Raw genomic sequence first — 13819 nt, forward strand, 5'->3', positions numbered from 1 at the left:
CAGCCCGATCGATCTAGCCGAGGCGACAGATGACGTTCCCTAAGGAATGGGCTGAGGTTGAGGAACGGTACAGGTCGAAATACATTGGGCCGAGCTTTATGCATCGACAAACCGTGCGTGTAGAAGATGGCTCTGTCGCCGCCCGACGATTATGTTCGTTTGCCTGCTGCAGCGAATGGGCTCCCTCCAGCTTAGGAGAAATTCCCTGTTCGGCACGGTAGGGAATGCGGTGCTAAGCGTATGGTGTTTGGGCATTAAATTGGCTTTAGAGTCGGCGCTGGAGCGCCGATTTGGCAAAATTCCCTGCTTTTCGCCTGAAAAGCAGGGAATTCAGCCAGAGGCCGGTTCCCTCGGACTGCCAGCACAGCCACATTCTCTGCCAGTACATATGTTGATGCGATCTTTAATCTGGCGCGCTCCGGCGGGTTGGTGGTGAGAGATTCCGCCCGCCTACCGGGGGATGCGCCGAAGCAGAATCGTTTCCGGCTTCTCAGCGCGCTTTTTGGGCTAATTGCCAGGCGGTGCTCTGCCGGAGAACACGATCAAAGGACCGTGGCCCAATGACGGCAGGTGCCGGAAGCACCGACGGGATTGATCTCGGAATGCCGCCCCGGCCCAGATTCCTTGCCAAATGCTAGGATCATTGCAAGGTTCGATGATCTTCGTGCCGGACACATCCCACCTATCGCGATAGCGAGCTTGGCGTCTTCAAGGAGTGCTGCGACGCTTCCGCCGGTCAGGTCCGGTTGTTCGCCGGGTTGATTCCGATCATCGGCAGCAGCGTCGACGCCAACGCAAATCGATCTAGCGGCGCCATCGATTGGCTGGGCGCTTGGACATGGTCGCGCGTCTTTCGGCGCGGCCATGCGACGTGACGAAGCGAGTTGGTCATATTTGACTAACGGAACATTAACACACAAAAAAACGAATCAAATTTATCACTCCCGCAGAGGGGTTCTGTTGCCTGATCGATCGCGTTGAAAAGCCTGTTTGAGGCGCGAACCTGCTCGCCTGTTTTTTGCTTCACTTGTCTTCATTCGCTTGGCCGTCATCAAAAGGAAATCAAAAATGCCCGATTCATCCGTGCTTTCCGCCGCCCCGCAGCGCGTCGCGCCGATCAAGGACATGATGTTGCATCCGGGTGGTGAAGCGCAGACCATCGATCTCAATGCGGCCTTCGGCGGCTCGGGTTACACCTACACGCTGCAGAATTCCAACGGGGAGGTGGTGACCGGTGCCAGCATCGATGAAAACGGCATCCTGACAGTTTCTCCCGGCGCTCTTGGCCATTCCGATATCCGCGTGGTCGCCACCGATATCAACGGCGCCACCGCCTATGACGACTTTCGCATCCGTGTCGCCGGCGAGAACGCCTATACCATCGCCGTATTCCCGGACACGCAGAATTACACCTCGCATCCGGAACTGAACCACATCTTCTCCGACATGACGCAATGGCTGGTCGACAACAAGGACAGCCACAACATCCAGTTCATGGTTCATGTCGGTGACATCACCGACAACAACATTGAATCGCAATGGAATGTCGCAGAACCCGCTTTGCGCATCCTCGACGGCGTCATCCCCTATTCATTGCTGCCGGGCAATCACGACCAGGCGGTCGGCGGCTCGGCCGCGGATCATTCGACCTATTATCTCGACGATCGCTTCTCGCCCGAGGAACAGGCCGCCGTCAGCGACACCTTCGGCGGCGTCTATGACCAGGAGCCGGACCGCAGCGCCAACAATTATCACACCTTTACCGCCCCGGACGGCACCAAATGGCTGGTCCTGTCGCTGGAATTCGGACCGCGCGACGACGTCATCCGCTGGGCCGGTGACGTGCTCGACGCGCATCTCGACCATCGCGTCATCCTGGCCTCGCATTCGCTGACCAATTTCGCCGGCCAGCACGACCCGCTGGGCGCCCCCATCTATGACGAAGGCGCCGGTTATGATTACGGCATGGGCAGCGATCCCGAAGGTGCCAATGACGGCGAGACGGTCTATCGGGAATTGCTGGCGAAATATCCCAACATCACCTTCACCTTCTCCGGCCATATCTTCGGTGACGGCGCCGAGACCAATGTCGTCGAATCGCAATACGGCACGCCCACCTTCGAGATGCTGGTGAACTACCAGAACGGCGTTTCGCGCGAGATCACCGGCAACGGCAACGAGGCGCTGGGCAATCGCGGCGGCAACGGCGCCATCCGCCTGGTGACGATCGACCCCGACAACAACCGCATCACCACGGAAACCTATTTCACCGAATTCGACGATTATCTCGACGGCTATCGCATCAAGGAAGAACTGGATCGCGACGGCCTCACCGGCCCCTATCGCGGGCATCAGGAAGTGTTCGAGAATGTCGATGTTGGTGCCCCCGACGTTCTGGCCCAGGCCCGCGCCGGCGACGATCTGTTCGTCGACGCGCCCGCCGGTGCCGACAAGGCTCTGGTGACACTCGACGCCTCGCAATCGCTCAATCCGCAGGATGACATTGTCAGCTATGAATGGCTCGACGCGGACGGCAATGTGATCGCGACCGGCGAGAAGCCGAGCGTCGAACTGGGTGTCGGCCAGCATCAGCTCACCCTGCGCGTTACCGACAGCGAAGGCTACGTCACCACCGACGCCTTCCTGACCGTGGTAAAGGGCGACGACACGCTGCTGGTCGAGAATTTCAATGACGGCAATGCCGATGGCTGGACGAAACCCGCCCAGGATGGCGCCGATGTCATCACCATCGGCACGCCGGCCGAATTCGGCATTCCGGCCGTGCCCGGCGGCAACGAGACCGTTGGCCTCGTCACGGCGCTGGTGCCGACTGAAAAGCTCGTGCTCAATCCCAATCTGGGCCTGCCTGCGGGTTACAAGGTGCCGGAATATTCGGTCGTTTTCGACATCCTGATCCCGCTCGATCATTCCGGCTACACGTCGCTGTTCCAGCTCAACGTGAACAACAGCGATGACGGCGACTTCTTCGTCAAGGATCTCGGCAACGGGACGGGCGGCGTCGGCATCAGCGGAAATTATACCGGCAATTTCACCTATGGTCAGTGGCAGCGCGTTGCCGTCACCTTTACCGACAATGGCGACGGCAGCCTGACGCTCAGCAAATATATCGAGGGCGTGAAAGTCGGCACCCAAACCGTCGATGCCGCGCGCTTCAGCCTCGATGCCGGCACCGGCCTGCTGCTGTTCACGGACGAGGACGGCGAAACCAGTGACGTTTTCGTCAACAGCGTGCTGGTGACCGACAAGCTCTTCACCGATGCCGAAATCGCGACTCTCGGCACGGCCAAGGCGGGTGGCATTCTCGCTGCCGCGCCCACCCCGGCCTCGGTCCAGTTCGATTTCAACAATGAAACCCTGGCGCCGACGTTCGGCGTCGCATCTCTCACCATCGGCGAAGGTGGTGCCACCGGCAATTTCATCGTCAAGGGCACGGTCTTTGCCCGCGACACGGCGGAAGCCGGCATGCCGGCCCCGGAAGGTGCGCTCTATGACCAGTCCGACAGCGACGGCAACATCCTCGTCTGGGGCGATGCGGCCGCCAAGACCTGGCACGATTATGTCTTCGAGACCGGCATCACCTCGACCGACAATGACGGCGTGGGCGTGGTGTTTTATTATACCGATGCCAACAACCATTATCGCCTGGTGCTGAATGCCGAAACCAACACCCATGAATTGGTGAAGGTGCAGAACGGCGTCGAGACGGTGCTGGCCGCCGAGACCGGCGGCTACCGTTTCAATGCCGAGATGGCGCTGAAGGTGGCTTTGGTCGATGGCGAGATCACGGTCTTCGTCGATAACCAGGTCCTCTTCGGCGGGCCGGTGACCGATGCCACGGATCCGCTCACCCAGGGCACCGTCGGTATCTATTCCGACAACCAGCGCGCCTCGATCTTCGACAACATCACCGTCAACCGGGTAACGCTCGAAGCCCATGCCGGCAACGACCAGCGCCTGGTCGATCTCGACGGCGACGGCTCGGTCGACGTGACCCTGGATGCGGGCGCCACCTTCGGCGTCGATCCCGTTAGCCAGTATCTCTGGAAGGATGCGGATGGCAATGTCATCGCCACCGGCGTCAATCCGACCGTCACCCTGGCGCCCGACAATCATGTGCTGACGCTGGAGGTTACCGATAGCGACGGCACGATCTCGACCGACACGGTGAAAGTGACCGTCTTCGCCCAGGACGACGTCATGTTCCATGATGATTTCGGGTCGGCCGCCTCGGCTGCCAACTGGACCATCGTCGATGAAGGCGAATTCGGTGGTATTGGCCCCGACGGCCTGCAATCGGATTGGCAGTTTATCGACGGCAAGCTCACTCAGCTCACCGACCTGCAGAGCCGTCAACTGGAATGGAACGGCGCCACGGCGGCCGATTACTGGGATCGCGGCTGGAGCCCGCTCGGCGACGGTGTCAATGTCCTGCGCAAGGGCACCTATGCTCTCTATAACGGCGACGGCACGGAAGATTGGGACAATTACTCGGTCGAAACCAATTTCGTGACGCCGGATAATGACGCGCTCGGCATCCTGATCCACTACGTGGATGCGAATAATTACTACAAGATCGAGCTGGATGCGGAAGGCGATCTTGATCGCAACCCCAGCAACGGCGCCGGTGCCGTGTTCCAGCTGATCCGCATGCGGGGCGGGGTCGAGGAGATCCTCGGTATCGTGCCGGGCAAGTACACGCCGGGCGAGCTCACCAATCTGCGTGTCGACATCAAGGACGGCCGCATCCTGGCCTATATCGACGGCGTGCAGATCTTCGGCACGGAAATCGCCGATCACAGCTTCGCCAAAGGTGGCTTTGCCCTCTATTCCTGGGGCAATCAGGGCCTCGCCTTCGAGGATGTCACGGTCGTCTCCCTGGCAGATGAAATCGTCGACGAGGACCAGATCCTCACCGGCACGCCCGATGCCGACAATCTGGCCGGCGGCAATGGCGACGATATCATCGACGGCAAGGCCGGCGACGATGTCCTTGCCGGCAATGACGGCGATGACGACATCACGGGCGGTTCCGGCAATGACGCCGTCACCGGCGGCACAGGCGACGACGTCGTTGCGGGTGGTGCCGGCGACGACGACATCTTCGGCAATGCCGGTGACGATGACCTGACCGGCGGCGCGGGCAACGACAATGTCGACGGCGGCGAGGGTGACGATACCGTCGATGGCGGTGCCGGCGACGACGAACTCGACGGCGGTGCCAGCGACGACATGCTTTATGGCGGCAGCGGCAACGATGTCGTCGAGGGCGGTGCCGGCGATGACGATATCGAGGGCAATGCCGGCGACGATGAGCTCAATGGCGGCGCGGGCGACGATGTGATCGCCGGTGGTGCCGGCAATGACCAAATCGACGGTGGTGCCGGCGACGACAAGCTCGACGGCGGCAATGGTGACGATCAATTCACCTATCAGGTGCCGGGCGGCGACGACAAATTCGTCGGCGGTCTCGGTACCGACTCGCTCACCGTGCTGCGCAACCAAACCAATGCCCCGCGCATCTATGACGTGACGGGCAAGGCGGCGGGTTTCGACATTGCGATCAGCCTCGCCAGTGGCGCGGCGGATGCCCTGGTGCAGACCAGCGGTCTCGAAACCCTTGACCTCGAACTGGCCGACGGCGAAAGCGCCAATCTTTCCGGCGCGCTCACCGGTGTCACCCGGATCGACATCGAGGGCTCGGACGGCAAGAACGTGGTCGATGCCAGCAACCTCACCACCGACACCCCGCTCGACATAGATCTCAAGGGCGGCGACGACAAGGTGGTGCTGGGCGATGCCTTCGGCGCCGCGGAAATCGACGCCGGCGAGGGCAACGAGACGGATGGCGACACCCTGGACCTCTCCAAAGCGACGGGCCCGGCGAATGTCAACCTCGCGACCGGCGCATTCGTCCTCAACGGTGCGGCGCTCCAGGCGGTGAACTTCGAGAATGTCGTCGGTACCGACGACGACGACCAGCTTACCGGCAACGGGGATGCCAACAAGCTGCAGGGCGGTGCCGGCGACGACATCCTCAAGGGCGAAGGTGGCAACGACACGCTTACCGGCGGGGCCGGCCAGAACGCGCTCTCGGGCGGTGCCGGCAACGATACGCTGGGCGGTGACGAGGACGTCCAGGAAACCGCGTTCGATGGCGGCACGGGCACCGATACGCTGATCGTGACCTCTGATGGGGACGATGTCGTGATCGATCTCGCGCATGGCGATATCGACGGCGGCAATTACGACGGCTCGACCGTTACCGGGGTCGAGAATCTGGTGAACGGCTCGCCGGACGTGGCGGTCGAGTTCCGCGGCGATGCTTCGGCCAACCTCCTGGCTGGCGGCAATGAAAGCGATGCGCTCTACGGCCGTCAGGGCAATGACACGCTCCAGGGCAAGGATGGCGACGACTACCTCGACGGCAGCACCGGCGACGACCATCTGCAGGGCGACCAGGGAGATGACGATCTGCGCGGCGGTGCCGGCAACGACCTGATCGAAGGCGGCACCGGCGATGACAGCATCCGCGCCGGCGCAGGCAACGATACGGCTGATGGCGGTGCTGACAGCGACGATATCCGCGGTGAAGCGGGTAACGACATCCTCAACGGCGGTGCGGGCGACGATACGATCCGCGGCGATGCCGGCGAGGATCGGATCGATGGCGGTCTTGGCAGTGACGACCTCACCGGCGGTGCCGGCAAGGACGTCTTCGTGTTCAAGCCGGGTTTTGGCCAGGACACGATCCAGGACTTCACGACCTGCGGATCGAGCGGCGACAAGATCGAATTCGATCACACCCTGTTCGCCGATTTCACCGCGGTTCTTGCGGCCAGCGAGCAGGATGGCGACGACGTCGTCATCACCTTCGACAATGACAACAGCGTGGTGATCAAGGATGTCGTTCTTGCCCACCTCCATGAGAGCGACTTCCGCTTTGTGTAACGCATGACAACCAGCACCAAGCCGCCGCGGTCACCAGCCGCGGCGGCGCTTTCCTCGGCCCGCGGCGCGTTCCTGGCGACCGCGGGCTTCAGCGGAGCCATCAACATCCTGATGTTGAGCGGCTCTCTTTTCATGCTGCAGGTCTATGACCGCGTGCTGGCCAGCCGCAGCGTGCCTACCTTGCTGGCCCTGGTTATCCTGATCGTCATTCTCTATACGTTTCAGGGCGCGCTCGAGATGTTGCGATCGCGCATCTTTGCCCGTATCGGCCGCTCGATCGACAGCCGGTTGAGCGATTGCGCCTTCGATGCCTATCTGGAGCGCGGCATGCCGGGTGGAGGCAAGGCCCAGCCTCATTCGCCTTTCCGTGATATCGAGCAATTGCGCAGCTTTCTGTCCAGCGGCGGCCCCTCCGCTTTGTTCGACCTGCCGTGGATGCCGCTCTATGCCGCTTTGTTGTTCGGCCTCCATGCCTGGCTTGGCTATATTGGCCTTGCCGGCATTGTGGCGCTGTCCGTGCTCACGGTGCTCACCGACCGCTTCAGCGCCGAGCATCAGCGTGAAGCCACACTCAAGTCCAATGAAGCGGCCCAACTCGCGGAAGCCTCACGGCGCAATGCGGAGGCGGTCCTGCCGCTCGGCATGTCGACGCATCTGCTGCAGCGCTGGCGCAATGTCGCTCGAGAAGCGGCTATCGCGCAATTGTCAGGCAGCGACGTGACCTCGCTCTTTGCCGCCATGTCGCGCTTTGCCCGGATGAGCCTGCAATCGCTGGTCCTGGCCCTGGGTGCCTATCTGGTCATCGCCGGCGAAGTGACTGGCGGTGTTATGATCGCCTCGTCGATTCTGCTGGGCCGCGCTTTGGCGCCGGTCGAACTGGCGATCGCCAATTGGAAGGGCTTTATCGGCGCGCGGCAGAGCTACCGCCGCTTGCAGAACGATCTCAAGGCGCCCTTACCGGCCGCGATGGTAGCCCTGCCGGCGCCCAGCCAGCGCATGGAGGTCGACAAGCTGACGGTGACGGCGGAGGGTGTCGCCGAGCCGATCCTGCGCGATATCAGCTTTGCTCTCTCGGCCGGCGATGGCCTCGGTATCATCGGTCCCAGCGGATCCGGGAAATCGACCCTGGCCCGGGCCCTCATCGGCGTCTGGGCGCCGGCCCGCGGCACCATCCGCCTGGACGGCGCAACGCTCGATCAATGGACTCGCATTCAGGCCGGAAGCTTTCTCGGCTACCTGCCGCAGCAGATCGAATTGCTGGCTGGCACGGTCGCCCAGAACATCGCCCGCTTCGATCCCGGGGCGAGCTCCGAGGAAGTTCTGCATGCCGCGCAACTGGCCGGCGTCGACGATCTGGTGCGGCGCCTGCCGCAAGGTTTCGACACGCAAGTGGGGGAGGGCGGTCAGCGCCTCTCGGCCGGTCAGCGCCAGCGTATCGCGCTTGCCCGGGCGCTGTTCCGCGACCCGTTCCTGGTGATCATGGACGAGCCCAATTCCAATCTCGATTCCGTCGGCGACGAGGCGCTGAGCCGCGCCGTGGCATCGGTGCGCGCCCGCGGTGGTATCGTCATCGTCATTGCCCATCGGCCGAGTGCCCTGGCCGAGCTGTCCCTTATCCTGGCGCTGGGGGATGGCAAGGCGCAGGCCTTCGGACCCAAGGATGAGGTGTTGCGTCAGGTCCTGGCTCAGCCAGCGCCGGCAAAGCCCAAGATCGTCCAGGCAGCGGGGTAAGGATATGACCGGCCAGCAGACGACGGAATCATGGGGCATTCGCAGTCACGTCATCGCCGGGTCGGTGCTGATCGCGCTGCTGTTCGGCATCGTCGGCGGCTGGGCCGCGGCCAGCAATATCGCCGGTGCCGTGGTGGCAACCGGACAGGTGGTGGTTGAATCCAACACCAAGAAAGTGCAACACCGCGAAGGTGGGCTGGTCGCCGAATTGCTGGTCCGCGAGGGCGACCGGGTCACGGCCGGGCAGGTCCTGCTGCGGATGGATGCGACGCTGCCCCGCGCCAATCTGGAGGTCATCCGCAACCAGCTCATCGAACTGACGGCGCGCCGCCTGCGTCTGGAGGCGATGCGTGACGGGAAGGCGGAAATCGCCCTGCCGGCCGGCTTTGCGATCGCCGGAGACCAGGGGAAGTTCGATGAAGCGCTCCAGGCCGAGCAGACCTTGCTCACGGCCCAACGCGAGCTGAAGGCGCAGAAACAGAAACAGCTCAAGGAACAGGTGGCGCAGATCCGCCAGGAGATGAAGGGCCTGACCGCGCAATCAGCGTCCCGCGATGCACAATTGCAGTTGATCAGCCAGGAGCTGGTCGGCGTCCATGCCCTTGCCGCCAAGAAACTGGTGCCGCTCACCCGTGTGATGGCGCTGGAACGCGATGCGGAACGGCTCAATGGCGAGGGTGGCGAACTCGCTGCCTCGATTGCGCAGTCGCGCAACAAGATCGCCGAAACCGAGATGCAGATAACCCAGCTCGATGCCGACATGCTGGCCGAAACCCTGACCGAACTCCGCGACGTCTCGGCCAAGCTCGCCGAACTTGCCGAACGCCATGTCGCGGCGGAGGATCAGCTCCGTCATATCGACGTCCTGGCGCCGCGCGCCGGTTTCGTACAGGAAATGGCTGTCCATACCATCGGCGGTGTGGTCAATCCGGGCGAGACGATGATGCTGATCGTGCCGGAGGAAGACCGCCTCATCATCGAAGCCAGGATCGAGCCGCAGCATATCGACCAGATCGCGACCGGCGGAGAGGCCTTCGTCCGCTTCAGCGCCTTCAGCCAGAAGACGACCCCCGAACTGGTCGGCAATATCTACAGCGTGTCGGCGGATGCCACCCTTGATGAAACCACGGGGCAGAGCTTTTATCTCGCGCGCCTGCAATTCGACCGAGACGCCTTGCCGGCCGATTTGCGCGACCGCCTGGTTCCGGGCATGCCGGCGGAGGTCTATGTGCAGACAGGCGAGCGCTCGGTATTGAGCTATTTCGTCAAGCCGCTCACCGATCAACTGGCGCGCACTTTCAGGGAAGAGTGACGGCCTCGACGACGCCTGCGCGGCCAGCTGAAGACCACAAATACCGCCGAGAGCCCGATGAGGGGTTTCCCCGCATCGCGCCGTGGCTTCTCTGATCGAAGCTGATCTTATTGAGAAAATAGGCACGTGAAACGATCTGCGTCTTGGTGTGTCGGGCCGCGGTCGCATGGCGGGAATGGTTCGTTTGCCTCAATTTTCCCCGATGGCGCTATTGTATGGCGGCGCTATCATCCTGATCGTGCGATTCGCGCGTTGGCCCGTAACACCTGGCATTCGAAAGCCATGGTCCTTGGTCGCCGCATCCACAAACAACACTCAACGAAGCTCTCTGGGGAGGAGAAAACATGACCGATCATCAAGCCGCCGCCTTTGCCCGCATGCAGCAACTGATGTCGGCCTCGCCGGTGCCGTCGATCTCGACGGAACTTCTAGTGACCGCGGATGGCGAACTCAATCGGGAGCTCAACAGCTTCCTGTTTGACCCGGCCTCGGATCCCAATCTGCTGAAGGGCAAGCGCATCGCCATCTGCTGTACCAATGGTGTCGAGGAAGTGGAGATCCTGGGCGCGCATCGCTGGCTCTCGGAGCATGGGGCGACGGTCCATGTCGTATCACCGCGAATCGGCGAACTGCATCCGACGCTCGGGCTGCGCTTCCCGCCGCAATGCGCCACTCATGTACTGGCCATCCGCCTGATGGAGAATGCCGGCTGGCTCAAGATCGACCGGTATACGGATGAAGCCAAGGCGGAAGATTACGACGCCATCCTCATTCCGGGCGGCTGCTGGAACCCCGATGCCCTGCGCATGGACAAGCACGCCCTGGTCCTGGTGCGCGCCATGTACGAAGCGGGCAAACCCACAACCGCCATCTGCCACGGGCAGTGGGTCATGATCAGCGCCAAAATCCTCAAGGGGAAACGCGCGACCGCCGTCTGGAACATCCAGATCGACCTGGAAAATGCCGGCGCCACGGTTCTGGACGAGCCCTGCGTGGTCGACGGCAATCTCATCACAGCCCGCTTCCCCTATGATCTGCCGCGCCTGGTGCGAGCGCTGACGCAGCAATTGATCCCGGGGAAGGCCTGATACTCGCTGGTATTTCAGTTAGTTAGGACTGCGATCTCGAGACCCCGCCAGCACCTCGAGTTGGCATGACCAAATCCGGATGATCTCGAAGAACGGCAATCGCCTGCCGGACGGCGCGGCGTGGCTGCATTCCGGCTGCGTCGCATCCGGGGCATGCTGGCTCATCGACAGCATTTCTTTGCCCGCGTGACCGCGTGACCGCGTGCCGGCGGGGCTGCGCGGCGTGCAGCGGCCGAGACCCCAAACAAGCATCGGCGAAACGTCGCTAGATCGTGCCGGTATATCTGGTATGCCCGCGAAGAGCGGATTTTCATGCCACGATTTCCCATGGAACGACCATAATCGTGCCAGTCAGGCTAAAGGCTCCGTTGCAGCCGATTGCCGACGCCGAATTGAAGCACCGCATCAGACGGATGCTAGAAGATCCTGGGGGAGAAGATGGGCGTGGATAGCCATAAAACCGCCAAAAAATGCGTATTGCCGGGTGTTTTCCGCAGCGGCAGATACCGCCGCTCAGCCGCGATCCTGTGATTGGCACCGCCGCGCCCATGAAAGCGATCTTCAAGAGCCTCAATCAGGAGATGGTTGTCTTTCTCCTGTTCGTTTTGATCTTCGTCGTCTTCTCGGTCTTCCTCAACGGATTCCTCAATACCAGCAACCTCGTGTTGTTGATGCAGGGCGTCTCGGTGCTGGGAATCCTGGGTGCGGGCATGTGCATCGTCGTCATCGGGCGGGGCGTGGACCTCTCGATGGTAGCAACCATGGCGCTTTCGGTCGCCTGGGCGCTGCAATTGAACGGCGAAGGCATGAGCCTGCCGCTGGCGCTCGCGATCGGTATCGCCGGCGCGTTGCTGGTGGGCCTCATCAACGGCCTTCTGATCGCCTATGCGGAAATCCCGCCCCTTTTCGCGACGCTCGCCAGTGCGGCCTGCGTCTATGGCTTCGGCCGCTTCAAGCTGATCCATTCCGATCTGGTCTATGTGACGCCGGCCGTCGGCAGCCTGGTCGAACTCGGACAAGGGCGCCTGTTCGGTATTCCCATGCCGGTGATCGTGTTCGGTGTGGTGGCGGCTATCGTCGCGCTGGTTCTGCATTTCACCAAATTCGGTCGCTTCACCTATGCCGTCGGCGACAACTATGCCACTGCGCGCGTGACCGGCGTGCCGGTGCGTCATGTGCTGGTCGGGCAATACATGCTGACCAGCTTCATCGCGTTTCTGGCGGGGCTGACGCAGGCCATGACGGTCAGCAGCATGAACACGCGCATCTCCGACACGCTCCTGATCTACGACGTCATCCTGGTCGTCGTGCTCGGCGGTGTGGGCCTTGCCGGTGGGCGTGGCGGCGTCCGCAATGTCGTCGTCGGGACGCTTCTGATCGGCACATTCCTCAACGGCATGACCATCATGGACGTTCAGTACACCATGCAGAACGCCATCAAGAGCGTCATTCTTCTCGCCGCGATCATGATCGACACGCTGATCAATCCCCGCGACGAACAGACCTCACAGCACGGAGATATCTGAGGATATCCCCGCAAGATTCCCAAACTATGGACGCCAGAATCCACAGCAACACTCAGGAGGAAGCTAGAATGTCATTTACCAGCATCAAAATGGGGCAGTTCTGCCGCCGCGCGCTCGCTTGTGGTGTCGTCGGCGCGGTCATGGGGCTGGCAGCCCTGCAGCCGGCCAAACTTGCCCATGCCGAAGGTCTCGACGACCCGACGCTCGCCCCCTATCTCGAAGCGTTCAAGGGCAAGAAAGTCGGCTATGTGCCGTTTTCCATGAGCTTCGACCTGGCCAAGGGCTGGCTTGCCGGCATGCAGAAGCAGGCGGACGAACTCGGCTACGAGATCATCGTGCGCGATCCGAACTGGAACACCGATGTCGGATCGCAGGCGATGAACCAGCTCATCAACGAGAAGCCGGACATCATCGTCTACATGAATCCGGATCTGCAATCCTATGCCAAAATTCTGAAGAAGGCACAGGCCGAGGGTATCCATCTGGTCGCGGTGAATTTGAAATCGGTCTTCCCCACGCATTACATCGGCGAGGACTGGCAGTTGAACGGCAAGGCGGAGGCGGAATACATCGTTTCCAAATGCGGCGCCGGTACCGGCCGCTCCGGCAAGGTCTCGATCGTGCAGGGCATTCTGACCTCGGCCGCCAGCGCCTATCAGTTGAAAGGTGTCATGGATGTTTTTGCCCAGCACCCGGAGATCCAGGTCGTTTCCAATCAATCGGCCAATTGGGATGCTGGCAAGGCACATGAGATCACCCAGACCGTGCTGCAGCAGAATCCGGATCTGTGCGGTGTCATCGGGTTCTGGGACGGCATGGATATCGGCGCGGGTGCGGCAGTGAAAGAAGCCAATCTCAAGGATCCGGTTTATGTCGTGACCTCGGGCGGCGGTGCGAAGGAAGCCGCCTGTGACAAGCTCAATGACGGCACCTATGCCGCTTATATGAACTATGACGTCCGCACGATGGCGCATGACATCAACACGGTGATCAAGATCCTGCTGCAATCGGAGCTGCCGGCGGACATGAAGACCTTCAGCCTGCCGACCACGATGCAGATGCTCACCAAGGAAAACCTGACTCCCACTTCCTGCTGGACGATGGACGACTTCAAGTAAGAGCTCCCTACCTTCGGAGAAGCCGGCGCGGGGGGCGCCGGCTTCTCACTTTTCCGATCTTCGACCAATGGGACG

Annotated in this window: 6 protein-coding genes; all 6 read left to right on the forward strand. The window is 61.7% G+C overall.

What is annotated here, in order from left to right; translation table 11 throughout:
* Nucleotides 1-1068: 1068 nt before the first annotated feature.
* Complete coding sequence (locus ACE3PR_RS01140) at nucleotides 1069-6969, forward strand: hypothetical protein (protein WP_374367190.1); 5901 nt, start codon at nucleotides 1069-1071, stop codon at nucleotides 6967-6969.
* A 3-nt stretch (nucleotides 6970-6972) separates the two neighbouring features.
* On the forward strand, nucleotides 6973-8700 hold the full coding sequence (locus ACE3PR_RS01145) for a type I secretion system permease/ATPase (protein ID WP_374367192.1): 1728 nt from the start codon (nucleotides 6973-6975) through the stop codon (nucleotides 8698-8700).
* A gap of 4 nt (nucleotides 8701-8704) precedes the next feature.
* Complete coding sequence (locus ACE3PR_RS01150; RefSeq protein ID WP_374367195.1) at nucleotides 8705-10012, forward strand: HlyD family type I secretion periplasmic adaptor subunit; 1308 nt, start codon at nucleotides 8705-8707, stop codon at nucleotides 10010-10012.
* Nucleotides 10013-10356: 344 nt separating this feature from the next.
* A complete protein-coding gene (locus tag ACE3PR_RS01155; RefSeq protein ID WP_374367198.1) occupies nucleotides 10357-11100 on the forward strand; it encodes a type 1 glutamine amidotransferase domain-containing protein in 744 nt (247 codons plus the stop codon).
* A 548-nt stretch (nucleotides 11101-11648) separates the two neighbouring features.
* A complete protein-coding gene (locus ACE3PR_RS01160) occupies nucleotides 11649-12626 on the forward strand; it encodes an ABC transporter permease (RefSeq protein WP_374367201.1) in 978 nt (325 codons plus the stop codon).
* Between the two features lie 68 nt (nucleotides 12627-12694).
* Nucleotides 12695-13744, forward strand: coding sequence for a sugar ABC transporter substrate-binding protein (locus tag ACE3PR_RS01165; RefSeq protein WP_374367204.1), 1050 nt, complete (start codon nucleotides 12695-12697; stop codon nucleotides 13742-13744).
* Nucleotides 13745-13819 lie beyond the last annotated feature (75 nt).

Source organism: Dongia sp., assembly GCF_041909655.1.
GTDB lineage: Bacteria > Pseudomonadota > Alphaproteobacteria > Dongiales > Dongiaceae > Dongia.

Coding starts and splice junctions, on each gene's coding strand:
- ACE3PR_RS01140 (WP_374367190.1), top strand. CDS start 1,069: ATGCCCGATTCATCCGTGCTTTCCGCCGCCCCGCAGCGCGTCGCGCCG.
- ACE3PR_RS01145 (WP_374367192.1), top strand. CDS start 6,973: ATGACAACCAGCACCAAGCCGCCGCGGTCACCAGCCGCGGCGGCGCTT.
- ACE3PR_RS01150 (WP_374367195.1), top strand. CDS start 8,705: ATGACCGGCCAGCAGACGACGGAATCATGGGGCATTCGCAGTCACGTC.
- ACE3PR_RS01155 (WP_374367198.1), top strand. CDS start 10,357: ATGACCGATCATCAAGCCGCCGCCTTTGCCCGCATGCAGCAACTGATG.
- ACE3PR_RS01160 (WP_374367201.1), top strand. CDS start 11,649: ATGAAAGCGATCTTCAAGAGCCTCAATCAGGAGATGGTTGTCTTTCTC.
- ACE3PR_RS01165 (WP_374367204.1), top strand. CDS start 12,695: ATGTCATTTACCAGCATCAAAATGGGGCAGTTCTGCCGCCGCGCGCTC.